Source organism: Streptomyces sp. NPDC002889 (genome assembly GCF_042888425.1).
Lineage (GTDB): Bacteria > Actinomycetota > Actinomycetes > Streptomycetales > Streptomycetaceae > Streptomyces.
Genome location: NZ_JBIAPT010000045.1, coordinates 1 through 22,285 on the forward strand (window position 1 = coordinate 1; position 22,285 = coordinate 22,285).

At 67.5% G+C, this 22,285-nt stretch carries 18 protein-coding genes and 7 pseudogenes; 14 read left to right on the forward strand and 11 right to left on the reverse strand.

The annotated features are described in order from the left end of the window. Positions 1–145: 145 nt before the first annotated feature. Positions 146–386 (forward strand): annotated as a pseudogene (locus tag ACFYWI_RS37115) (ATP-binding protein); the annotation flags it as partial. A 103-nt stretch (positions 387–489) separates the two neighbouring features. Here the strand turns inward: ACFYWI_RS37115 and ACFYWI_RS37120 are convergent. The 5 genes from ACFYWI_RS37120 to ACFYWI_RS37140 all read right to left on the reverse strand — a co-directional run bounded on the left by ACFYWI_RS37120 (position 490) and on the right by ACFYWI_RS37140 (position 7,172). Continuing rightward, on the reverse strand, positions 490–885 hold the full coding sequence (locus ACFYWI_RS37120) for a hypothetical protein (RefSeq protein WP_389240391.1): 396 nt from the start codon (positions 883–885) through the stop codon (positions 490–492). Positions 886–1,203: 318 nt separating this feature from the next. Beyond that, complete coding sequence (locus tag ACFYWI_RS37125) at positions 1,204–3,861, reverse strand: tetratricopeptide repeat protein (RefSeq protein ID WP_389240393.1); 2,658 nt, start codon at positions 3,859–3,861, stop codon at positions 1,204–1,206. Between the two features lie 557 nt (positions 3,862–4,418). Then, positions 4,419–5,213: a hypothetical protein gene (locus tag ACFYWI_RS37130; protein WP_389240395.1), complete on the reverse strand. Its 795-nt coding sequence runs from the start codon at positions 5,211–5,213 to the stop codon at positions 4,419–4,421. 845 nt (positions 5,214–6,058) lie between these two features. Then, positions 6,059–6,481, reverse strand: coding sequence for a hypothetical protein (locus tag ACFYWI_RS37135; protein WP_389240397.1), 423 nt, complete (start codon positions 6,479–6,481; stop codon positions 6,059–6,061). Positions 6,482–6,716: 235 nt separating this feature from the next. Further along, positions 6,717–7,172, reverse strand: coding sequence for a VOC family protein (locus tag ACFYWI_RS37140; protein ID WP_389240399.1), 456 nt, complete (start codon positions 7,170–7,172; stop codon positions 6,717–6,719). On the opposite strand from ACFYWI_RS37140, the pseudogene ACFYWI_RS37145 reads away from it, so the two are divergent. After that, a pseudogene (locus ACFYWI_RS37145) lies at positions 7,168–7,563 on the forward strand (hypothetical protein); the annotation flags it as partial. The gene ACFYWI_RS37140 and the pseudogene ACFYWI_RS37145 sit on opposite strands and share 5 nt — an antisense overlap. Positions 7,564–8,046: 483 nt before the next feature. On the opposite strand, the gene ACFYWI_RS37150 reads toward ACFYWI_RS37145, so the two are convergent. Then, the gene (locus ACFYWI_RS37150) at positions 8,047–8,502 is read right to left on the reverse strand and encodes a hypothetical protein (protein WP_389240401.1); all 456 of its coding nucleotides are present in this window, start codon (positions 8,500–8,502) and stop codon (positions 8,047–8,049) included. A gap of 904 nt (positions 8,503–9,406) precedes the next feature. Further along, the gene (locus ACFYWI_RS37155; protein WP_389240425.1) at positions 9,407–9,691 is read right to left on the reverse strand and encodes a WhiB family transcriptional regulator; all 285 of its coding nucleotides are present in this window, start codon (positions 9,689–9,691) and stop codon (positions 9,407–9,409) included. A 232-nt stretch (positions 9,692–9,923) separates the two neighbouring features. Between ACFYWI_RS37155 and ACFYWI_RS37160 the strand changes: the two genes are divergently transcribed. Next, positions 9,924–10,061, forward strand: a complete 138-nt coding sequence (locus tag ACFYWI_RS37160; RefSeq protein ID WP_389240403.1) for a hypothetical protein — start codon at positions 9,924–9,926, stop codon at positions 10,059–10,061. 91 nt (positions 10,062–10,152) lie between these two features. Further along, a pseudogene (locus ACFYWI_RS37165) lies at positions 10,153–10,945 on the forward strand (IS5 family transposase); the annotation flags it as partial. Here ACFYWI_RS37165 and ACFYWI_RS37170 read toward each other — a convergent pair. Further along, positions 10,944–11,183, reverse strand: a pseudogene (locus tag ACFYWI_RS37170) (DUF2975 domain-containing protein); the annotation flags it as partial. The pseudogenes ACFYWI_RS37165 and ACFYWI_RS37170 overlap by 2 nt on opposite strands. Positions 11,184–11,528: 345 nt before the next feature. Here ACFYWI_RS37170 and ACFYWI_RS37175 point away from each other — a divergent pair. The 9 genes and pseudogenes from ACFYWI_RS37175 to ACFYWI_RS37215 form a co-directional block, all read left to right on the forward strand. Then, a pseudogene (locus ACFYWI_RS37175) lies at positions 11,529–11,654 on the forward strand (Lrp/AsnC family transcriptional regulator); the annotation flags it as partial. A gap of 58 nt (positions 11,655–11,712) precedes the next feature. Beyond that, on the forward strand, positions 11,713–12,360 hold the full coding sequence (locus tag ACFYWI_RS37180) for an ABC transporter permease (RefSeq protein WP_108154090.1): 648 nt from the start codon (positions 11,713–11,715) through the stop codon (positions 12,358–12,360). Then, positions 12,353–13,645, forward strand: a complete 1,293-nt coding sequence (locus ACFYWI_RS37185) for a betaine/proline/choline family ABC transporter ATP-binding protein (RefSeq protein ID WP_389240405.1) — start codon at positions 12,353–12,355, stop codon at positions 13,643–13,645. The genes ACFYWI_RS37180 and ACFYWI_RS37185 overlap by 8 nt, the downstream gene beginning before the upstream one ends. Then, positions 13,642–14,511: an ABC transporter permease gene (locus tag ACFYWI_RS37190; protein ID WP_389240408.1), complete on the forward strand. Its 870-nt coding sequence runs from the start codon at positions 13,642–13,644 to the stop codon at positions 14,509–14,511. The genes ACFYWI_RS37185 and ACFYWI_RS37190 overlap by 4 nt, the downstream gene beginning before the upstream one ends. Next, a complete protein-coding gene (locus ACFYWI_RS37195) occupies positions 14,511–15,500 on the forward strand; it encodes a glycine betaine ABC transporter substrate-binding protein (protein WP_389240410.1) in 990 nt (329 codons plus the stop codon). Before ACFYWI_RS37190 ends, ACFYWI_RS37195 begins: the two co-directional genes overlap by 1 nt. 128 nt (positions 15,501–15,628) lie before the next feature. Beyond that, positions 15,629–15,986 (forward strand): annotated as a pseudogene (locus ACFYWI_RS37200) (HAD-IA family hydrolase); the annotation flags it as partial. Between the two features lie 325 nt (positions 15,987–16,311). Further along, a complete protein-coding gene (locus ACFYWI_RS37205; protein ID WP_389240412.1) occupies positions 16,312–17,484 on the forward strand; it encodes a hypothetical protein in 1,173 nt (390 codons plus the stop codon). Positions 17,485–18,022: 538 nt separating this feature from the next. Next, on the forward strand, positions 18,023–18,292 hold the full coding sequence (locus ACFYWI_RS37210) for a hypothetical protein (protein ID WP_389240414.1): 270 nt from the start codon (positions 18,023–18,025) through the stop codon (positions 18,290–18,292). A 309-nt stretch (positions 18,293–18,601) separates the two neighbouring features. Continuing rightward, positions 18,602–18,982, forward strand: coding sequence for an FG-GAP-like repeat-containing protein (locus tag ACFYWI_RS37215; RefSeq protein WP_389240417.1), 381 nt, complete (start codon positions 18,602–18,604; stop codon positions 18,980–18,982). Positions 18,983–19,329: 347 nt separating this feature from the next. Here ACFYWI_RS37215 and ACFYWI_RS37220 read toward each other — a convergent pair whose 3' ends face one another. Beyond that, a complete protein-coding gene (locus ACFYWI_RS37220) occupies positions 19,330–19,542 on the reverse strand; it encodes a helix-turn-helix transcriptional regulator (protein ID WP_389240419.1) in 213 nt (70 codons plus the stop codon). Further along, positions 19,539–19,958, reverse strand: a complete 420-nt coding sequence (locus tag ACFYWI_RS37225; protein ID WP_389240421.1) for a hypothetical protein — start codon at positions 19,956–19,958, stop codon at positions 19,539–19,541. Before ACFYWI_RS37225 ends, ACFYWI_RS37220 begins: the two co-directional genes overlap by 4 nt. Before the next feature lie 86 nt (positions 19,959–20,044). Between ACFYWI_RS37225 and ACFYWI_RS37230 the strand changes: the two are divergent. Further along, positions 20,045–20,557: pseudogene (locus tag ACFYWI_RS37230) on the forward strand (transposase); the annotation flags it as partial. Positions 20,558–20,812: 255 nt separating this feature from the next. Here the strand turns inward: ACFYWI_RS37230 and ACFYWI_RS37235 are convergent. Continuing rightward, on the reverse strand, positions 20,813–22,174 hold the full coding sequence (locus ACFYWI_RS37235; RefSeq protein WP_389240423.1) for a WD40 repeat domain-containing protein: 1,362 nt from the start codon (positions 22,172–22,174) through the stop codon (positions 20,813–20,815). Positions 22,175–22,285 lie beyond the last annotated feature (111 nt).

Genomic DNA, 22,285 nt, shown 5'->3' on the forward strand with positions numbered 1-22,285 from the left:
TGCGACGTTCCCGGTGACCTCTTCGACGTGACGTATGACCGCCAGGCGCCGCTTGGCCTCGCGGTCGAGCGGAGGGGTGGACTTCGACATGTGGAACTCCGTAGTGATCGGAGACCCAGGTGTCAACGATGAACGTCAGTTTTAGAAACTGGACCGCCGAGGCGCGGAAATGCTCTTCCAGGTTCTCACCGACACGTGAGGAAAAGAGCAGTATCGCGATCGCCTCAAACGATGCTTTCACGGGCTGGAGCAGGACCTTCACCGATCCGCGGCTCTGCGCGGCGATCGTGGACCGGCTCACCTTCAACGCCTCCATCATCGAGACCGGCACCGAGTCATATCGCCTGGCTCGCTCCAAAGCCCAGAAGAACACAGTCGTAGGGTGACACGCTCTGGTCAGAAGCTGTGAAGAAACCCCGGGTTGATTGCGCATGGGGCGAAGGTTCTCGTGACGCGGCTAAGAGAGCCGAGTGTGGACCGCAACCGTCGTCACCGCCGCCGGTAGAACCAACTTCCCTCATAGTCGCGGTCGACGGTCTCCTGTGACTCGATCGTGAACCCGTCATAGAGGTCCGCCATGTCGTGCTCGGCGACGACCCTGCGAACGCGACCGTCAACGGTTGCGTCCTGCTGGCAAGCGTCGCGCTCTTGGTCTGTTGAGACGCCGAGCCACACCCAGTAGTAGAAGGGCTCGCTGAACGCGACGACGAACTCGACATGGCTGACACCGTCAGTGGCGAACTCACGGAGCAAGCCTTCCTTGACGCCCTCCAAGCGTTCCCACTCCGGCTTCGGCTGCTTGTGGCTCCACAGCCTCTGGCCCCTTTTCTTACTCATGCCCAGTTCTCCCCCCTGCTGCTGCTTCAGCAACAGATCAACAGCCATCAGCCGATCCTGCCACCCCGAGATCACAGACGCCGAGGGATTCCGCTGGCCGCCACAGTGATAGGACGCCTCAGGTGGTCCCAACGCAAGCCATTCCTCGGGGCCACTTCAGAACGTCCGCAAGCCTCGAAGTCTCCACCAACTGGGGCCGCTCGAAGCCAACATGCTGGGGCCGCTGAACAACATCACAGCCAAGCGTGCCGGGCGTGGCGGAGGTCCCCGGCAAGCGTGACCGTGTTCCACAGGTGCGGCACCGGCTCCGCGCCAAGTACATGGTAGGCAGCGACTTCACCACCCTCTTCACCCAAGCGCAAAAGCCTAAAGGGCTGCTTGGCGGGCGCGCGCAGCGTGCAGGTTCGCCCGCACCCCGGCCGACAACCGGTGCTCCCGCCCGAACAGGCGCTCGCAGTGGGCGAGGATCCGCTCGTACATCGCGATCGCCTGCCCCAGGTCCCCTGCCTCCCGGTACGCCCCCGCCAGGTTGTTCTGGCACGTCAGCGTATTGGAGTGGTCCCGGCCGAACACGCGCTCGCAATGGGCGACGATTCGTTCGTACATCAGGATCGCCCGCTTCAGATCTCCCGCAGACTCATACGCCCCCGCCAAGGCATTCCCGGACACCAGCGTTTGGGGGTGATCTTTGCCGAGCACCCGCTCGCGGTCGGCGAGGATTCGTTCGTATATCAGGATCGCCCGCTTCAGGTCTCCCGCCGACTCATACGCCCCCGCCAGGTTGTTACGGGACGTCAGCGCGTCGGGATGGTCCTTGCCGAGCACGCGCTCGAAGTCGGCAGCGTTCCGTTCGAGCATAGGGATCGCCCGCTCCAGGTCCCCCGCCTCCCGGTAGGCGTAGGCCAGGTCGTTCCGGGACGCCAGCGTTTGGGGGTGGTCCTTGCCGAGTAGGCGCTCTCGGTCTGCGAGCGTCTGTTTGTGTATCGGGATCGCCCGCTCCGGGTCCCCTGCGTCCCGGTACGCCCCCGCCAGGTTGTTCCGGGTCGTCAGCGTGTCGGGGTGGTTGTCGCCAAGCAGGCGCTCTTGGTCTGCGAGCGTCTGTTCATAGATAGGGATCGCCCGTTCCAGGTTCCTTGCCTCCTGGTACGCCCCCGCCAGGTTGTTCCGGGACGCCAGCGTTTGGGGGTGATCCTTACCGAGTACGCGTTCTCGGCCGACCGAGTTCCGCTCGAACATCGGGATCGCCCGCCTCAGGTCCCCCGCCTCCCGGTACGCCCCCGCCAGGTTGTTCCGGGTCGTCAGCGTGTCGGGGTGGTTGTCGCCAAGCAGGCGCTCTTGGTCTGCGAGCGTCTGTTCATAGATAGGGATCGCCCGCCTCAGGTCCCCCGCCTCCCGGTACGCCCCCGCCAGGTCTTTCCGGGACGCCAGCGTTTGGGGGTGATCCTTACCGAGCACATGCTCGAAGTCGGCAGCGTTCCGTTTGAACATCGGGATCGCCCGCCCCAGGTTCCCCACCTCCAGGTAGGCGTACGCCAGATTGTTCCGGGATGTCAGGGTGTGGGGATGACTCTTGCCAAGCAGGCCCTCGAATTCTGCGAGGGTCTGTTCATACATTGGGATCGCCCGCCCCAGGTCCCCCGCCACCAGGTACGTCCCCGCCAGGTTGTGCCGCGATGCCAGCGTGTCGCGATGTTCCTTGCCGAGCAGGCGTTGCCGGGCGGCGAGGGCACGGAGAAAGTAGGTGATGGCGAGCGCCGGTGCCCCTTGGTCTTGCCGGAAGGCGGCTGTCCGGTCGAGCAGGTAGGCGGTGCCGACGGTGTCGTGCTCGGATTTGCTGTGTCGGGCCAGGGCGTCAGCATGCGGGAGTAGCTGTCGGCACTGCGGCCAGTGCGTAGGTGATTCGACATCTGCGGGGAATGCGTTCTTGAGGCGGTTGGTGGCCTGGTCGCGAGCGTGGGCGATGTCGGTTTCGCAGCGGTGAGGGTCGTCTGCTTGGGGGGCTCGGGCGACGGCTTGGACGAGGCGGTGTACCGAGAGGGTTCCGTCGGGGTTCTTGGTAATCATGCTGTAGGCCAGCAGGCGACCGATCGCGGCCTCGCGTGCTGGTGGTGGGGCGAGGTCGTCCAGCAGGGTGCGGGGGATATGGGCGGGGGCGTACCAGGCCAGGATTCTGAGGATGTGGCCGGCGAGGGGGGTGCAGGCGAGGCGGTCGAGGGTGATGCGCCAGATTCGTGCCACGGTGCGGTCTGAGTCGGTGTCCTCGAGGCTGGCGGCGAACATCTCGGCCGGCCAATGGCGCAGCATGTCCAGGTACGCGTTGGGAGTAGTGCCGGTCTCGTGGCAGAAGGCGGCCGCCTGCTCGACCGCGAGTGCCAGGTGGCCGAGCTCCGCGCACACTTCGGGGGCGCCGTTGGCCTCGTGCGGGCCGTCCTGGGTGAGGATGCGGGTGAACAGTTCGACCGACTCAGCCGGGGTGAGGACGTTGAGGCGGATCGTGGTGGCGAGTTTGTGCCAGCCGGTGGCACGGCGCGTGGTGATCAAGACTCGGCCGCCTCCGGTCACTCTGTTGAGCAACTGTTGGATGTGGTCGGGGTGGTCGACGTTGTCCAGCACGATCAGCCAGTCACCGTTCTTGGCGAGCCACGCCACCGCCCGTTCCTTCTGCAGCTCGACCGGCATCCCGGTCAGCCCGGGCTGTAGGGCCCGGGCTAGCCCGGCCAGACCGGCGTCGACCGCGGCTGCACTGTCGGCGGTAATCCACCATCGCAGGGGCGCCGTGGATCGGTGGGCGGCCCACTGGGCGGCGAGTGCTGACTTTCCGACCCCGCCCAGTCCGCTAACCGCCCGCACTACCACGTCGCTGGGGGCGGCGAACGCCGCGTCCAATGCGTCCAGTTCCGTGCTCCGGCCGATGAACCGCTCCGCCATTGGGACGTTCGACACGCCGGCGGCGGCCGCGTCGTCCGGGATCGGTGCGTAGGCCTGCGCTGGCAGCAGTGTCGCTGTCTCGGCGTGCAGGGCCACGGAGTTCACGACGTCGCGCCCAGCAGCGTTGGCCCCTTGAGAGGCCGACACCCTGGGTGACGTGGCGGGTTGCTCTGGGGTGTCCTGTCGGCGCCTCCTCATCACGGACCGTGCTGCGCGGTCGAGCCGTCGATGTCCTCGCCGGCCGCGTTCGACCCACTGCTCGCTGAGATGCCCGGGCCGCCTGCCGATGTCCGGGAACCGGGGGCCGTGTCACGCGCCTGCGCGTTGCGGATATTTCCGCGCGCAGCGTTCGAGCCACGCTCGGAGTGCACCGGCTCCGAACGGGATATCGGCGGCGTTCCTACCCTCGCGGCTGTGAGTTGCCACAGGGCGACTCCCAACGCACAGACCCCGGCCACCGAGCCGACCACCCCCGCGACCTGGTTCGACTTCTCCAGATCAGCGGTCGACACCCACACCAGCAGCCCGACCGCCGCAGTCGCACCGACTGTTGCCAGCCCCCACCAACATGCCCTCTGCCAACCGGCCATGAGGAGATTCTTGCTCTTGCCTCGTGATCTTTTCTGATTCTTCCGCTACCTAGTGCTGGATCCTCAAAAAATGTACACATATCGGCGGCGGAAGCGCCGAGTGGGGGTGCTGGTCTGCCACAGGGCCGTGCTCGGGCGTTGAGTGGGCGGTCGCCAGGCGGGTGGCCTGGTCAATCTCGGGAGGTCCAGCGAAGGATTGCCCGGCCAGAGCGGTCTTGCGGAAGATGCGCCACCAGCCCTCCTGCAGGTTGAGCAGCAGACGCCGACCGGGATGAAGACGTGCCGGATTCTGGGGTGGTCCTCCAGCCAGGTGCGCGTGAAGAGGCTGTTGAGCGAGGACAGGTTGTCCGTTACGACCACGATCTGGCCGACGGGGTTGGCCTCCTCGAGTCTTTGCAGGAACTGCTGGTAGAACGCACTGTTTCGGGAAGACGCGGTCATGGTGAGCTCATGGCCGTCCGCCACGCGTAAGGCTCCGTAGACCCAGGTCTCTCCGGCTCTCGGCCATAGTCGATCGCGTTCTTGATGCGGCGTCCGACCAGCGACCAGCCCGGTGCCGGCGGAAAGGATCGGGGGATCACCGGCCCGAGCTCGTCGGCACAGACGACCGTCGGGCGGGCAGGTGTAGAGGCCGGTGATCCGCACGAAGTCCCGGTCCTTCGAACGCGTCCAGGAGCGAGTACGACGCCAGCGCACGCCCTCGGCCAGCAGGATCCGACGCACCTGACTGCGGCCAATGTCGATTCCCAGCCGCCGCGCCTCGGCGGCCAGGGGAAGGCGCTGAAGCCGCGCAAGGGCCGCCTGGAGGCCCTCGGCCGCCTCCGGCCCTTCTACCTCGACATCCAGGAGTGGGCACACGGAGATCCGTCTTGGGCCCCGTGGGCAGTCCGTTGCCCGATCCGCCACAGCGAACTCGGCCTCGCTCGCGGCACCCTCGAAGTCCGCCGGGGCTTGCTGCGGCACCCCCTCTACCTGGAGGAGTTCACTCGCAGCTGCCTGGCGGGCACGGCGGCACTTCGGCCGCCCCGCCCAGCTACACGCTCCCCCGGCAGCCACGCCCGCTGCCGACCAAGGTCTTCGGCGCGCTTGCCGTCCTCGCCCTGGGCGCCGCCGCCGTGCTGCTGTTCCTGGTCGTCCGGCTCCGCCTGCGACCGAGGCAGGCGCCCGGGTCGGCACGTCGACCGGGCCTCCATCAACAGTCTCATCACCGCGAGGAGAAGACCCCCGCAAATCCTGATGGACACGAGGCGGCCCTCTGCCAGGACCGCCTCGCCTCTGGTTTTGAAGGGTTGCTTCCACGAGTCGGGCCGGCAAGTTGAATCCGACATGCGGGACGGACTGCTTCACGAACGTTGCGGGCTTCGTGTAGAGCTCGTCGAACGCTGCCCCGCGTCGATCCACGGCAAAGATGCTGCACTGGTACGAGCGATCGGGGAAGTACTCCACGGATACCTCAGCTTCGGCGTCCGGCAGTTGGTTCGTGCGCCTGACCTCGGGGTCTGTCCCGGCCACCACGAGTCCGCCGACCCTGCCAAGAAGACCAGGGTCCGCGCGCCACCGGCCGGGCCATCAACCAGCTCGGCTACACCGTCACCCTCAACCCCATCGAGAATGCGGTCTGACAGCCAAACCCGGACACCCGGCGGCCCACCACAGCCACCGGGCACCCAGCCCTGCCTACACCCACCCTGACCAGGTTCTATTTACGCGTCAGAGGGAATATGTCGGTGTCTAAGACCCCACACCTCGATGGTGACGCCCCGGTACCGAGGACGAAGCTCGTTGTCGATGAACTGGTCAACCTCACCCGGCAACGTGCCGTTGGTTAGGAAGCGCCACACATTCACATCACGGTGTTCCTGAAGGCAGCCCTCCAGGTCACCGCGGATCTTCGCCTTGGTCTTGTCGATCCGCTCGCCACGCGTCGCGTGCGCGGCGAAAAACACCCGAGCCTTCGGGCAGTAGCCATCGTTCTTGGTGTCGCCCTTCGGTCCGGCAGCCCGCACCGGTTGGTAGTCGCCGGGGTGCAGCTCCAGGCCGAGCCGATCCATGCAGTCCTGGAAGGCGTTGCCCTCCATGCGGAGGAGCTGGCCCTCTACGAGCTTGCGCAGCGAGTTGAGATCCACGGCAGCCATTACCGCACAGCTCGTACGTCCTGCCCAGCTAGGTTGCGCAGATCAAGTGGCCGTGGCCAGCACGCGTCCGACAGGACGTGCATCATCCCGCCCAGGAAGAACATGCTGACGCCAGCGTCAGCTGGTTGACATCCATAGGGGCATCAAGCTCTCCGTCCGCTACGAGGCGACGGTGCTGGTCGCAGCCGTGAACCAGTGGCTGTGACCAGCACCGTCGCAACGGCCCTCAGACGACGTCGAATTCGTTGCCCTCGGGGTCTTGCATGGCGGCGGCGTAGAGCCCCATGTCCGGCTCATCCTTGATCCGCAGCACGGTGGCACCAGCTTTGACCAGCCGTTCCACCGTAGCCTTGACCCGCTGTGTGCGGACGTCCAGTGGGACGTCACGGCCCCCACCGGCCTTCAGGTCGAAGTGCCACCGGTTCTTGGCGACCTTCGGCTCCGGAACCTGCTGGAACCACACCCTCGGTCCACGTCCCGCGGGATCGATGATCGACTCCGGAATATCCCCGGCACCGGCCGGCAACTCTGCCTCGGGCACCCCCACCGCCGCCCAGTAAGCACGCCACGTGGCGTGCCCGCCAGGCGGAGGCTCAGGCACGTAGCCCAGGGTCTCGGCCCAGAAAGCCACCATTTTCTGCGGATCGGAGCAGTCGATCGTCAGCTGCACTGTCATCTCCATGTGGACCCAGCGCGACCTCGTCACCGTCCAGGACATCACCGGCGACGGAGTCACCGACCTCATCTACCGCACCGACGCCTCAGCCAGGCTCCTGCTCCGCAAGGGCACCGCCGCAAGCGGCGGCGGGGTCGACCTGAACTCCCTCGCCACCGCAGCCGGATCGGCAGGCGGCACCGACGCCGAATACGGCGCCTCCGGTTGGGCCAGCTCGAACATCCCGCACCTGATCGGCACCCCGGACGCGAACGGAGACGCCATCCCGGACATCTGGGCCGTGAAATCCGACGGTTCCGTACGCTTCTACGCCGGCAGCAAGACCGCAATCACAGGATCCGGCACAGAGATCATCGCCCCCGCCGGCTACTGGAAAACACGTATCGCCATCGGCTGACATGTAGTGCGGACGCTGTAAAAGGGTCAAGGCAGCCACCTGCCTTGGCCCTTTTGCCGTGTCCCCCTCAAGACGCGCAGACCAAGCGTGAGCCCAGCGCCTGATGACTGCTCGCAGTGCGGCGAGGACTGCCCCAAGACTGCGTACCCCCCGGTGTGAATCATCTGGCACGAGACATCATTTTCCGCCGGGAAGGTCATGGATGGGCACTTGAAGTTGCGCGTTGAGAGCTCACCGGCATGCCGCCGGGCACGCAAGAGGGGCCCGCCCGGCGGGCCATCCGATCATGCCCTTGGCATGGTTACACCGAGGACTCACCACCAACGTCCCCCCTCGCCCAAGAGCGAGTCGGCTAAGCGGGAAACCATCGGCAGAGCCAGTGCTACGCGTACCCCTCTCCCACGGATTGGATGCCCGTGCGCTGGGAGCCGCCGGCAAGCCCGGGGACCGGCAGCAACGACGTGTCCTGCCCGCTTCTCGATGTCAGCGATGGTCGTATACGTACACCGCGGCACGAAGTCGAAATGCTGAGTGAGCCTCACGTGCCTGCTCGCCTACGGCATCGTCCGTTCGGTCGTGAGGTTCAAAGGCGAATGTGGTGTCCATCGCGGCCTGCGCCGCATCCAGGAGTGCCTGATCGCGAGTGGCCATGTACAGACGGTCCATTGCATGCGTCACGGCGCCACGCGAGGCATAGCGGGCTTTGCGTTCCTCAGGTGTCTCGGGGACGTGCTCCTGGAGGGACCGGAGCCTCATGTACTGATGCCCGCGATACTCGACCAGGGCTGCCAGTAAGCCGGGAACCGCCTCAACCAGAGCCTGACGCCGTCGCTCGGCCTGGGCTGCTCGTTCGGCACGGGCGGTGGTGAGCTGCTGCATCAGGCCAGCGACGACCGCACCGGCCAAGGTGCCCAGGACAGCAATGATGGTGCTCGACATGTGGCTCCTCGGTTCGACTTCGATTCAGGCGGTGAACAGTCTGATGTCCGCCGTCCGCAGAGGGAACCGAGAGGCCGACACGTCACTCCATCGACCTGGCCTCGCGGTGCAAGCCCTGGTCAGACGGCCGGTGTGCTTGGTCCCCTGGGCATCGACGTCGTTGATGGTGTAAGTGAGTTGGCCGGGCTGGCTAGCGTGCGGCGTTCACCACCAACAGCCAAGACATCGATGGTCTGGGGGTGGGATCGAATACGGCCGCTACTCAGCGCCTCAGTGCAGCACACCGGGAACCGGCGGCCATCGTCCAGCGCGGCAGCAGACGGATCCGCCGCGACCGGAGCATCCCAGAAGTGGCGCAGGAACGCCATGCCCTCGGCGTAGTCCCACACGTACGCCGCGACCAGCCCGCCGGGCGCACCACCCGGGCCGCCTCAGTCACCGCCGCAACCCGGCGCGGGAGGGAAGCTGAGCGCCAGTCCGCTGGCGGCCACGTCACACCCGTCGTCGTGCAGCGGCAGCGACAGTGCGTCGGCCACCACGAAGCGCGCCGACGCGGGAGCGGCGGAACGGGCACCGAGACCACGAACCCGGCGGACCGGACCATCCCCACCACCACCCGTGGCCGGCATCGGCAGCCACCGTCGCGGTCAACGCCACGGTGCCGCACCCCACATCCAGCCATCGCAAACCGTCCCCGGCGCTGAGCCACGCCACGAACCGGTCCGCAACCAGACGGCTCCACCAGCCCCTGTCCGGCTCGTAGGTGTCCCCGGCCGCGGCCGGCCTCCGCGACAGGAACGGAGCGGGCGGACTACCCCGGACGCAGCCTTCCCGCGGGTGCCGGCAGGGCGGCGGGGACGACCGCGCAACCGGTCAGACACACCCCCGGGAGACCGGCGGGCGGTCAGCCGACGCGTGGGCGCTCGTGTTCGCGCCGAGCGCCCTCCAGCACGCTGCGCCAGGAGGTGACACCAGGCTTGCGGCGCAGCAACGTGCGGCGTTCCCGCTCCGTCATGCCGCCCCACACCCCGAACGCGACCCGGCTGTCCAGCGCTTCGGCCAGACAGTCGATCCGCACCGGACACGCGACACAGACCGCCTTGGCCTTCTTCTGCTGCGGCGCCTTGGCAAACAACTCCTCCGGATCCCCACTACGACAGGCCGCCCGTTCACTCCACCGCAGCATCATCGCGTCCTCCCCCGTCAAGGCCTGTACGGCAAACCCCTGCCGCTGTCCAGGTAATACGGACCCACAGCGCTGCCGGTTCACCCCCGGCAAATCCGGCCGACAACACCACACATGCCGACCACGCTCGGCCAGCCGTTCAACCACTGGTCGATCCGTAAACTCGCCGCCCGCCTGCGCCGTTCGACGTGGCGGCCGCGGCGAAGCCCAGCCCTGCACACAGAATCGCACCCCGATGCCTGAGCCGCTGCCGAATCTCTCCCGCCTCGACAAGCTGCGTGTCGTCGAGCAGTACCAGGCGTACCAGCTCGAGCGGACGCCGCAGCCACCACGGGCCGCCAGCGGCGGTACGGACGCCACCTCCCGGTCATAGGGGTGGTGATGCCGACTAGGGGCCTGTGTGATGTCGTGATCAGTTGCTGGGTTCCCTTCTTCGTGGGGTGGAACCCGGTGGGACATTGGACGTGACACGCAGGCAACTCACCGATGGTCAGTGGAAGTTCATCGAGCCCTACCTTCCGATCGGCAGGTTCGGCCCGTACCCCGAGCGGCTGCGGGAGCAGTTCGAGGGGTGATCTGGCGGTTCCGGTCCAGTGGCGGGAGATGCCCTGCGAGTTCGGGGCCGTGGGCCACCGTCTACGGGCGCTTCCGTGTCTGGCGGGACGCCAGCGTCTTCTCCGCTCTGCTGGAAGGTCTGATCGCCGAGGCAGCCCGAGCCGGGAGAACGGACTTGTCGCTGGCCAGCGTGGACTCCACAACGGTCCGCGCCCACCACGCCGCCGCCGGGATGCGCGTCGGCAAGGACCTCATGGAGGCCCTGGAAGAGGCCGCGCGTGAGCAGGAGGAGGCCCGGCAAAAGGGGGCAGACCGCAGGAACAGAACGGAGAGGCCGAGCGCCGGCGCGTCCGACGCCGACGCAGGCTCCGCCTCAAGGAAGCCCTGCTCGGCAGGTCCCGGGGCGGACTGACCAGCAAAGTCCATCTCGCATCGGATCGCAGATGCCGCCCTCTCGCGTTCGTCCTGACCTCCGGGCAGGCCGCGGACAGCCCGCAGTTCATCCCCGTGCTCAAAAGGGTGCGGGTCCGTCTGTCCCTCGGTCGTCCCCGAACCCGGCCCGGCGCGGTCGCCGCGGACAAGGCCTACTCGTCCCGCGGCAACCGCGCCTACCTGCGCAAACGCAACATCAAGGCGGTCATCCCGGAGAAGAAGGACCAGGCAGCCAACCGGAAGAAGAAGGGCGCGAGAGGCGGCCGGCCGCGGTGTGGGAGAACACGGTTCCGCGTCGCACCATCGTCACCAGCCGCCATACGCAGACCAGGGCGACCTGGGCCGACACCATGCCCAGGATCGTGATCACGCGCAGCGGGGTCAGCGGGAGCGACCCGTCCTCCGGGTCGGTGGCCAACGCCCACACCATCAATGCCTGTACGAACACGGTGCCGGCGAGCACCACCGCGAGCACGGCGCGCAGCGCACGCACTGTCAGCTTTCCCACGGCCCGTCCTTCCACCGAATTGCGATGGGAATCTATCGAATGCCGATAGGTGAAGCAAGAGCTGGGAAGGAGGGTGGGGCGGCAGGTTCGCACCGTGGCGGGACGTCGCCCCTCCCATGGCATGGCGCTTGCGCGAACCGTCTTGATCTTGTCGAAGTCGGCCTCGCTTGAGCACAAATCGGACGCCACCCGACTACGCCGAAGCCCTGCTTACTCCCCCACCACCGGGGAGAGTCGTGTCGGATGCCCGGGTGGGTCAGCAGTTGGCGAGCAGTGCGAGTTTGCTGAGCCGGTGATGCGGCTCCCGTCGGGCGCGGCCCAAGTACTCCTCGCCGCTGGCGGGGTGGTGACATGCTGTGCCGTTTGGTGGGACGCTCGAATGCCGACTTGCAGCGCGTGATCGACCGGATGGTGGGATTCGAGAATCCGGTGCCGCTCCGGATCACTCCACTGGTGCGCCAGGCGTCGCGGCAGGCGCCGTATGGACCGCTGACCGCTGGAGGACCGACCTTGAGGGAGGGACCGAGAAGTGAGCTTCTGGGAGTACCTGGGCACCCGCTACCAGCAGCTGCTGGTGGACGCCTATCAGCACGCCAGCGCCGTCTTCCAGTGCATGGTCGTCGCCACGGTGCTCGGGGTCTTGATCGGCGTCCTCACCTACCGCACCGAGTGGGCGGGAAACCTGGCGATCACCACGACCGCAAGCATCCTCACCGTCCCCTCCCTGGCTCTCCTCGGCCTGCTCGTCCCGGTCGTCGGCCTCGGCGTCGCGCCGACCGTCATCGCGCTGACGCTGTACGGACTGCTGCCCGTGGTCCGTAACGCGGTCGTCGGGCTGCGCGGAGTCGACCCGGCCCTCGTCGAGGCCGCCAAGGGCATGGGGATGTCACGGTTCGCCCAGCTGCTCAGGGTCGAACTGCCCCTCGCCTGGCCGCCGATCCTTACCGGTGTCCGGGTGTCGACCCAGATGCTGATGGGCATCGCGGCGATCGCGGCCTTCGCCTCGGGGCCCGGGCTCGGCAACCAGATCTTCCGTGGGATCTCCAGCCTGGGCAGTGCGAACGCGCTCAACGAAGTACTGTCGGGGACGCTCGGAATCGTCGTCCTGGCCCTGCTGTTCGACGCCGGGTACGTGCTGATCGGACGGCTCACCATCTCACGGGGGATCCGTGGCTGACTCTGCCGAAATCGTCGAACCGACCTCGCCGACGTCCGGCGCCGCAGGCCCCGGCGGATCCGCCCGATCCGCCGGGCCCGACCGGCCGGCCGCCGCCGGCGCGAGTATCCGGCTGGACAACCTCACCAAGCGCTATCCGGACAGCCAAGCCCCGGCCGTGGAGGACGTGACCCTGGACGTCACGGCCGGCGAAACCGTGATCCTTGTGGGGCCCTCGGGCTGCGGCAAGAGCACCACCCTCAAGATGATCAACCGGCTGATCGAGCCGACCTCGGGGCGGATCACCATCGGCGGCGAGGACGTCACCGGCATCAACCCCGTGGCGCTCCGCCGCACCATCGGCTACGCCATCCAGGCCACGGGCCTCTTCCCGCACATGACCGTCGCCGAGAACATCGCGCTCGTACCGAAGATGGCCGGCTGGCCCCGCGCGAAGGTGCGGGACCGGGTCGAGGAGATGCTCGAACTGGTCGGGCTGGATCCCGGGGAGTTCCGCGGCCGCTATCCGCGCCGGCTCTCCGGCGGCCAGCAGCAGCGGGTCGGGGTGGCGCGGGCGCTGGCGGCCGACCCGCCCGTGCTGCTGATGGACGAGCCGTTCGGGGCCGTCGACCCCATCACCCGCGAGCGCCTGCAGGACCAACTCATCCGGTTGCAGCGCGAGTTGCGCAAGACGATCGTCTTCGTCACGCACGACTTCGACGAGGCCATCAAGGTCGGCGACCGGATCGCGGTGCTGCGCGACCGGTCGCAGATCGCCCAGTTCGACACTCCGGAAGCGATTCTGGCCAGTCCGGCGGACGACTTCGTCGCCGGTTTCGTGGGCGCGGGAGCCGGGGTGAAGCGGCTGCACCTCAAGCGCGTACGGGAGGTGGAGCTCGCCGACGTCCCGACCGCCACCGTCGACGACCCGCTCGAGACCGCCCTGCACCTGCTGGACGCGGGCTCCGCCTCCGCCGACCACCTGCTGCTACTGGACCGGGAGCGGCGCCCGCACTCCTGGCTGCGACGCGAGGACCTGACGCGCGCCCGGAGTGCGCCCGCCGGAGAGCCGCTGCCGTTGTCGGCGGGCACCCCCGTACGGAGCCGGATCGGGGTGGACATGACGCTGCGGGACGCGCTGGAGGCGCTGCTTGCCGACGGTGCGGGCCGCGTCGCGGTCACGGAACAGGACGGCGCCTACGCCGGCGTGGTGGACATGTCGACACTGCTGAACGCGATGCACGGGGCGCCGGGCGAGCGGGGAGCCGAGGAGGCGCGGCCGACCGGCCGGGGTGAGCCCGCGTGAGCCGGAGCGAGGTCGATGTCGGGGACGGTGGTGGAGCCGCTCCCGAGGCCGGTTACGGGTCCCCGGGGCCGGCTCCAGGGCCAGGGCATGACGAGCCCGTGACCCGGCTCGCCGCACTGGACCGGGTCCCGCCCCGTATCACCTGGCAGAGGCTGGTGACGCTGCCGGCCTTCGTCGCGGTCGTCCTCGGCGCCACCGCGCTGTATCTCCGCACCACCGAGCTGGACTCGATCGCCAGGAACGCCCTCGCAGACGGCGCCGTGCGCACCGCACTCCTCCAGCAGACCGAACTCGTCGCGATCTCCACCTTCTTCGTGCTCGTCATCGCGATCCCGCTGGGCATCGCGCTGACGCGCGGGGTCCTGCGCCGGGCCGCACCGCCGTTCGTCGCGGCGGCCAACATCGGCCAGGCGACCCCGGCCGTTGGCCTGCTGGCGCTGCTGGTGATCTGGCTCGGCATCGGCCAACGAGCCGCCCTGGTCGGCATCGTGGCATTCGCGGTGCTGCCGGTGCTGAGCAACACCGTGGCCGGCCTGAGGGCCACCGACCCGGCACTCGTGGAGGCGGCGCGCGGCATCGGGATGTCGCCGCTGCTGGTGCTGTTCCGGGTCGAACTGCCCCTGGCCGTACCGCTGATCCTGGCGGGCGTACGGACCGCGCTCGTGCTGAACGTCGGCACCGCGACGCTGGCCACCTTCGGCGGCGGAGGAGGACTCGGGGACCTGATCTCCTCCGGCATCACCAACCAGCGCATGCCGGTGCTGGTGCTCGGCTCCGTACTGACGGTCGCCATGGCGCTGATCGTGGACTGGCTGGGGATGCTCGTCGAGTTGCTGCTGCGCCCACGCGGCCTGGAGGTGGACTGATGCGCCTGACCCGGGTACGGACGGCCGTCGCGGGCGCGGGCGCCCTGCTGCTCGCCGCCGCAGGGCTGAGCGGCTGCGGACTGACCAGCGGCAGCCCGCTGGCCGACTCGGTGCAGCCCGGCTCCATCGGGAAGGGGCGACCGCTGGAGGGCGCCCAACTGACCGTGACCTCCAAGGAGTTCACCGAGCAGATCATCCTGGGCCAGATCATGGGACTGGCCTTCAAAGCGGCCGGCGCGGAAGTCCTGGACCGGACGAACATCCAGGGCTCGATCGGTGCCCGCGAGGCGGTCAAGTCCGGTGCGGCGGACGGGATGTACGAGTACACGGGCACGGCCTGGATCACCTACCTCGGTCACACCAAGCCGGTCGTCGACCCGTACGAGCAGTGGGAGGCCGTACGCGACGAGGACCGCCGCAACGGCATCACCTGGCTGCCCGCCGCCCCGCTCAACAACACCTACGCGCTGGTCGCGAACCGGGCGAATGCGGAGAAGTACCGGCTGCGCACTCTCTCCGACGTGGCACGTCTGACGAAGAAGGACCCGGGCGCGGCGACGATCTGCGGCGGAAGCGAGTTCTCGGTGCGCGAGGACGGCCTGCCGGGCGTGGCGAAGACGTACGGATTCGCCCTCCGGCGCGGGAACTTCAAAAAGATGGACGACGGCGTCGTCTACACCCAGGTCGCCAAGGGCGCGGCCTGCACCCTCGGCGTGGCGGCCACCACCGACGGCCGCATTCCGGAACTCGAGCTGAAGGTGCTGGAGGACGACCGGCACTTCTTCCCCAACTACAACGCGGCACCCGAGATGAACAGCGCCACGATGAGGAAGTACCCCGCCATCGCCGACGTCCTCGCCCCGATCACCAAGCGGCTGACGGGGGCGGAGGCCCAGCGGCTGAACGCGCGGGTGGACGTGGACGGGGAGGACCCGCACGAGGTGGCGAAGGACTGGCTGGTGCGGGAGGGCTTCATCCGGGAGGGCTGACAGACGGCTTCGCCCCAGGCTTGAGCTCCATCACAACCGGCTCACCGCCCCCGAAGAGATCACGGCACGACGGTGCACGTCGGCCCGGTCGTCCGGCAGCCACTTGGTGACGATGCCGGTGAGCCTCTGCCCAGTCCCGGGATACCGTCTCGGCCGACGAGGTCGCGCACGGCAAGCCAGCGCCGGACATCTTCCTGGAGGCGGCGCGCCGCCTGGGAGTGTCCGCGACGGGCTGCGTGGTCCTGGAGGACCACGCCCCAGGCGCCGCCGCTGCACACGCGGCCGGGATGCGCTGCGATCCCGTACGTCGCCGCACAGGCCGACGACCCGGCGTTCGCCACAGCGGGGCTGCTGCTGCGCGGCGGCCAGGACGAATTCACGGCCCAGGCCGCGTGGCCGGCCGGCGGACTCGGCTCCGGGTTCCTGACGCCCGAGGGGGTAGAGCTGCCTCTCGACCACCCACGGACGTGGACTCAGCGGCCATGAGCAGGGCCCTCGTCTCCAAAGCGGGCAACCCATACCCCACACGAGAAAGCCGGTGGTGGCCCGTGGTCGTCGAACCCTGCCCGATGAACGCGGACAGCCTCGTCCAGCACATCTCCGCCCTGACAACCTAGGCAGAGCCTGTAGGGGTTCCCTGTAGACGAGGACGAAACCGACGACTCGTAAAGATCACAAGATGCCCCGTACACGCCGGGCAAGAGAGATGGCCCTCAAAGCCCTCTGCTTCCCTATTGATTGTCCGTCCCGTCTGTCAGTGGCGCCCTCTACCGTGAGTCGTAGTGGTCCTCACCGATGAAGGCGGCGCATCGTGGCGAACAAGGTCCATCATGCACAGCTCGGCATCGAGATTGATCTGAACAAGTCTGTTGAACAGACGCTGTGGGACAAGCTGTATGCCGAGGATCGCGAGAATGCGAAGCGGCACGTCCCAGTGTCTCAGCGCGGACTGATGTGCGCGGGCATCTGCAAGGACGCAGGCGTCACCGCCTGGATGTACTTGCGCGAGCGCAATGGACGCCGAGAGGCGGTCCATGAGCGTGCTGAAGATGAAGCGCGCCACGCTGCGCCAATGACGGACGAGCACAAGGCGTATCAGGAACGCATCGTTCGCGTTGCCCAGGCAGAAGGGTTCCAGGCCGATTGCGAGGTGCGCACACGCACCGGCGAGCGGGCGTGGATTAGCACCGACACGATGGTCGCGTGCGAGGGGCGCCGCATCGGGTGGGAGATCCAACTCCCGACGATTGAACATAAGGGGCCGAAGAGTGTCCGTGCGCGGGCCGCGAAGGCTACCGCCAACAACATCACCCCGGCGTGGCACACGGATCGACCCAACTATTCGCAGCGCAATGACGCCCACTGGACGGCCTGCAACCACTTCAACGCGCCCGAGATACGCACCAACCCCATACGCATCGTCTCGGGCTTTCGCGCCTTGGACTTCTGGCGCTGCCAGGTGGGTGCGACGTTGCTGTGCCCCAACAACATCACGGATTCCCGCAAGCGTTGCGGCAAGGTGCACCTCACGCCGAAGCCACGCGACATCTTGTTCGATGACATGGTGCGTAACACAGCTACCGGGCTGGTCGTCCCAGTCGAGCACCGCATGAGCCGTCGCGTCCATCGTTTCTGGGTCACCCGTGACGACCAGCGACGGTTGTACGACTTCGTCGGCGGCCCCGTCCCCGAAGACCAGAGCTCCGGGGCTGACAAGGCAGTCGGGGCGAGCTTGGGTGCTCCAACGTGCAGACCACAAGCATCCGGGGCCATACCGAAGACTGCACCCGTCGATGGATCACGACTGTCATGGCCTGCACCGACCCCATCCGGCCCCGTGTTGGATTGGCGGGCGGCACATCATTGGTCGGGCGAAGTGCTTCCTTGCCGGTACTGCTCAAAGCCCACGCCTCTGCGCGGTGACGACGGCCGTCCGGCGCACAAGGTACGCGCGGAAGCGGCAGGAGTTCAGCCAGGCCGCTAGCCATCGGCACATGTGCACGGCCAGCCCAGGATGCTCGTCATCGAGATGTCGACCCCAATCGTGCGCCTTGGCAAGTGCTGAGCACGCCCGATCGACCGCCGAGGTCCTCCAGATCCGCCTTCAGTCCGCCAGCCATGCCCTAAATACCCGTCTGGGAAACAAGATCCGGGCCATTACCGGACCAAGTCGCCGCCCGCCGCCCCCCAGCGGTCCCGTTTTCGCAGGTCAGCGCAGGCACGGCGCGTGTACCACCATGAGACGAAGAACCTACTGGTGTCGTACTCGCCGAAGAAACTGGGCTTCTTCTAGACACAGAAAAAGGGCGCCTGACCAGGCAAGATATTCGTCAGGCGCCCTCCGCAGCGCACGGCTAAGCGGTAAGTCGAGATGCGCCCTTACTTCCGATATCTCCCACTGGTATCCCAGCTCTGACCAGCAGTTCCGGGGCATTTCCGGGCCAAGGTCCCGCTAAGTCGCCCTCCGCGTCGCCCATCGGCGCCTCCCACCGCTGCATGGACTCCTCGATCAGCCGGTTCGCATGGTTCCGCGCTTCGGCCAGGAACTTGGCGTAGTAGCGGAAGAGGACCTGAATGCTTTGTCCGGCTCGGCGCGCGCACTCGGTGAGGTCGACTCCGGAGGCCAGCCAGAACGAGATGCCGGCGTGGCGCAGGTCGTAGGGGCGTTTCGCCAGCTCAAGGGCGTGCTCGTCAAGGGCAAGAGCGGCCTCACGCGCTCGCCCCCAGGTAATGCCGTACGCCGAGGCATCGTCCGCGAGCGGCTGGATCGTCGTCGACGACGACGGCGATGACGACTTCCTGCGGACCAGCGAAGGCGGAGCCGTCCACGCCTACCTGAGACGTCGGCGAAGCGGATCGCGTCGATGGCGGCGCCGAATCCGCGGCGGAGGATGAGGCCCAGGTTGACCCAGTGCGGCTTGCCGTTGTCTCCAGGGGTGTTCAGATAGGCCGTGACGGATCCGTTGATGCCGAGGGTCAGGTAGCTCGTTGGCAGGCGGCACTGAGATTTCTGCAGATTCCGGGCCGACCTGCAGGTCGGCCGTGACGGCGGCCGGTACCCCGGCGTCGGCAAGCCCGGCAGCGCGGTGCGGTTCGCCGACATGAACGGCGATGGCCGCGGCACCCCTCTACAAGGCGGCAAGCACGTCTGGGAGGAGTGGAAGAACTGGGCGCCGGGAGTCTCGTACGGCTCCCGGGACAGGCTCAGGCTCGCCGACATCAGCGGCGACCGTCAGGCCGACTACCTGATGGTCGGCACCGCCCCGCCGAAGCAAGGAGCTGTCCACGCCTACATCAACGATGGCGGCAGAGGCGGCGGCGGCTTCACCGAGCGGCTCAACTTCGTCAAGCAAACGGGATATCCCGGCGATAAGGTCATGTTCGCCGACATCAGCGGCGACGGCAAGGCCGACTACCTGGTGGTCTATGACGGCGGAGCCGTCCGCGCCTGGCTGAACAGAGGCGGAAACACCGGCGGTTAGCCTCCGGGTTTCACCTGCGGTGGTGTCCGGATCTTGGGCGGAAACGCGAAAGTGCCTTCTGAGCTGGGATGATGACGCTTGTCCAGGGCTTCTGTCCCCGCAGCAGGAAGGCACTTTCTGCGTGCACACCAACGGGTCCGCCGACAGTCACCGCCCACCGCAGCCGGCCCAGCTCAGCCAACCCAGCTGAAACGGGGGGTTGGACGGTGAAGAACGTGTCGCAAACCGCAGCCCGAGCTGCCCGGGTCGTGCGCGGCTCGGGCTGGCTCGTCGGCAGCGAGCTGCCGGGCGACTGCCGTCGTCAGCGCCGCCGGAGCCCCGCGCGCAGCAACTGTCGCAACCGGCGGTCACGGTTTGCAGTCCGTGTCTTCGTCCGGGAAGAAAAGACCCTCAATCGGTTCGCCAAACACGGCGGCGATCTTGAACGCGAGCGGCAGGCTCGGGTCGTAGCGGCCCGTTTCGATGGCGTAGACCGTTTGCCGGGACACGTCGAGGCGGTCAGCGAGGTCGGCCTGACTCCAACGGCGCACCGCCCGCAGTTCCCTGAGCCGGTTCTTCACCGGGTTCGCGGGGTCTTGAAGAGCAGGGCTGCGATCCAGATCAGGATGCTTCCGATGAAGCTGATCTGGACCAGCTGGCGCAGGTCGCCCACTCCGGCCGCCTGGAGAAGCCCGACGGTGTAGATCGCCGTGATCAGCACGCCGAACCCGATCGCCAGGGCCTCGAGCTGGCAACGACGCTGGTACTCGTCCGCGCGGCGCAAGCTCCTGATCACGGCCCGGACGATCCACAGCCCCGGGGCGAGGTTCAGCAGCGACCAGAACAGTTTCCATGAGTCCGCCGAACCGAAGAGGCCGAATTCTGAGATCAAGCAGAGCAACCCGAGGACGATGACCGCCGGCAACCAGTCGAGGAACCACGCGCGGGCGCGGACCGTGTCGCTTCGGCTCTGGCGGTTCTCTGGTGATTTCTCCATGCGGCAAACGTAAAGGGAACTTGTCTCAATGTAAATGGTCCTTGTCAAGTAGACAAGGGTAGTTGACGGTCCGTCGCCGGTCCGGCGAAGGCGCCGCCGGGCACGGCGCGTTGTAAGGCGGTCTGAACCGGGGCCGGATCGACGTCGGCCGACTCCGCGAGGCATTGGCGGGCCTGCCCATGCCGCGGTTCGCGGGCGGACGGCTGGTCCTGGCCGTGGATGCCTCGCCCTGGCTGCGCTCGGACACCCCGTGTTCGGCCGAGCGGCTGTTCTGTCACGTCTGCGGTCGGGCGAAGAGCGCCTCGCAGTGCATCCCGGGCTGGCCGTACTCCTTCCTGGCTGTCCTGGAGCCCGGCCGCTCTTCATGGACCAGCGTTCTCGATGTCGTCCAGCTCGGTCCCGCAGACGACGCCACCGCGGTGACCGCCGCCCAGCTGCGAGCCGTGGTCGAGCGTCTCATCACTGCCGGTCAGTGGACGGCGGGAGACCCGGACATCGTGATCGTCAGCTATGTCGGATACGACGTCACCCGCCTGGCCTGGGTCCTGCGCGACCTGCCCATCGAGCTGGTCGGCCGCGTCCGCTCCGACCGCGTGATGTAGTCGGGTGCCTTCCACGGCTCCTCGCGCTCGGCTGTTAACTCTTGCACTGCATCGTGCCTGACAGCAGGCTCGATCCGTGATCCTGGTCTACTCCGGCCCGAGCGGATGGGGAAGAGCGGGGCCGGCGCGAGCGGCCCACTGATCCGCGAGCAGAGGCCTGTCCTCATCGATGAAGGCTTCCGGTTCGAGAACGCCTCAGGCCCGCAACCGGCGACCGTGATGCACCGCTGACTGCGTTGATCGGGGGCGGGTCTATCTGCCCTGACTGGTCGTACGGACTGCTTGCCATAGTCGTACCGTGTTGTTGTCTTGGTCGGAGGTGACGGCGATGAGGTGGCCGTCGGGGTTGAACGTCAGGTGCGCGAGGGAGCCGGTGTGGTCGCTGAGGGGCTGCCCGACGGGGGTTCGGGTGGCTGGGTTCCACAGTCGTACCGTGCGGTCGTCGCCGGCCGTCGCCAGCATCTGCCCGTCGGGACTGAATATCACGGCTTGAACGGGTGCGGTGTGTCCGATCAGCCTGCCGAGGTGAGCGCTGGTGGCCGGGTTCCACAGCTGTACCGTGCGGTCGTCGCCGGCCGTGGCCAGTAGCTGGCCGTCGGGGCTGAACGCCATGGCCTGGATGGCACCAAGGTGGCCAGTCAGAGCCATGCCTCTGGAGCCTCCAGAGGCGGTATCCCACACTCGCGCTATGGTCTGCCCCGGCCTCGTGTTGTACCACCCGCCGCCCGCTGCGACCCGCCCGTCGGAGCTGAACGCCACGGCTCGAACGACACAGGTCAGCCCCCTTAAGGGGTTACAGACAGGGGCTCCGGTGGCGGTATCCCACACCCGCACCGTGTGTTCGTCGGGGAGGTCGTCGGTCACCGAGTAGATGCTAAGGCCCCCGACCAGACGACGGCCGTCGGGGCTGAACGCTACCGCGCCTGAGCCCTCCAGCCCTTCGTAGACCCGGGTGCCGGTGGTCGGATCCCAGAGTTCCACTCGCTTCTCGCCGGCGGTGGCCAGTAGGCGGCCGTCAGGGCTGAACGCCATGCACTCGACGAAGCCCTGATACGGAGAGATCGTGAAAGGGGTGCAGGCAGGGGCACCGGTGGTCGGATCCCACAGGTGCACGACCCCGACGCGCTCCCGGCCAGGATCTGGGGTGCGGGGCCTGCTGCACGTGGCCAGAAGGCGTCCATCCGGATGGAATGCCACTGCAGTTAGGGGGCCGGCGTGCCCGGTGAGGGGGGCACCGAGGGGCATCCACCGGTACGCCGCATCGCCCAGTTCGGCATCGATGGGTCTGGAAGTCTGAAAGGCGTCTCCTGTGCGCACCCTTAGGTCTTTGTCGGTGATCTCGGCTGGGAGCCGGACAGCGTCGCCGGGGCCCTCATCCAAGAAGCTGGCCGGAGCCGGCAGTCGCGCGGGTGGCGTTTCTGAGGCGTTGAGTGATGCCTCACGCAGTGCGGCGTCGACGTGGGTGGCGCGGACTTGCTGACTGCGAGATTCACGCTCGGCCTGTTGCACCTCGAACCACCTCAGGCGCCAGTACTCCAGATCAAGCTTCCCGGACGGTATCTCCCGCCCGTGCCGCTCAGCGTGCAACCTGAATGCCTGAACCAGCGCGGACACATGGTCCAGCTTCAGGCCGCTAGGGTCTGTCGTCAAATGATCTTGCGTGGTGGATCATGGTCGGGTGATACGTCGCCATGAACTGTCGGATGCCGAGTGGGAGTTCGTCCG

What these genes read in the sequence shown, in the direction of transcription:
- ACFYWI_RS37120 (WP_389240391.1), bottom strand. Translation starts at nt 885, where the DNA reads ATGGCTGTTGATCTGTTGCTGAAGCAGCAGCAGGGGGGAGAACTGGGC.
- ACFYWI_RS37140 (WP_389240399.1), bottom strand. Translation starts at nt 7,172, where the DNA reads ATGGAGATGACAGTGCAGCTGACGATCGACTGCTCCGATCCGCAGAAA.
- ACFYWI_RS37150 (WP_389240401.1), bottom strand. Translation starts at nt 8,502, where the DNA reads ATGTCGAGCACCATCATTGCTGTCCTGGGCACCTTGGCCGGTGCGGTC.
- ACFYWI_RS37155 (WP_389240425.1), bottom strand. Translation starts at nt 9,691, where the DNA reads ATGATGCTGCGGTGGAGTGAACGGGCGGCCTGTCGTAGTGGGGATCCG.
- ACFYWI_RS37160 (WP_389240403.1), top strand. Translation starts at nt 9,924, where the DNA reads ATGCCTGAGCCGCTGCCGAATCTCTCCCGCCTCGACAAGCTGCGTGTC.
- ACFYWI_RS37195 (WP_389240410.1), top strand. Translation starts at nt 14,511, where the DNA reads ATGCGCCTGACCCGGGTACGGACGGCCGTCGCGGGCGCGGGCGCCCTG.
- ACFYWI_RS37210 (WP_389240414.1), top strand. Translation starts at nt 18,023, where the DNA reads ATGGTTCCGCGCTTCGGCCAGGAACTTGGCGTAGTAGCGGAAGAGGAC.
- ACFYWI_RS37215 (WP_389240417.1), top strand. Translation starts at nt 18,602, where the DNA reads ATGAACGGCGATGGCCGCGGCACCCCTCTACAAGGCGGCAAGCACGTC.
- ACFYWI_RS37225 (WP_389240421.1), bottom strand. Translation starts at nt 19,958, where the DNA reads ATGGAGAAATCACCAGAGAACCGCCAGAGCCGAAGCGACACGGTCCGC.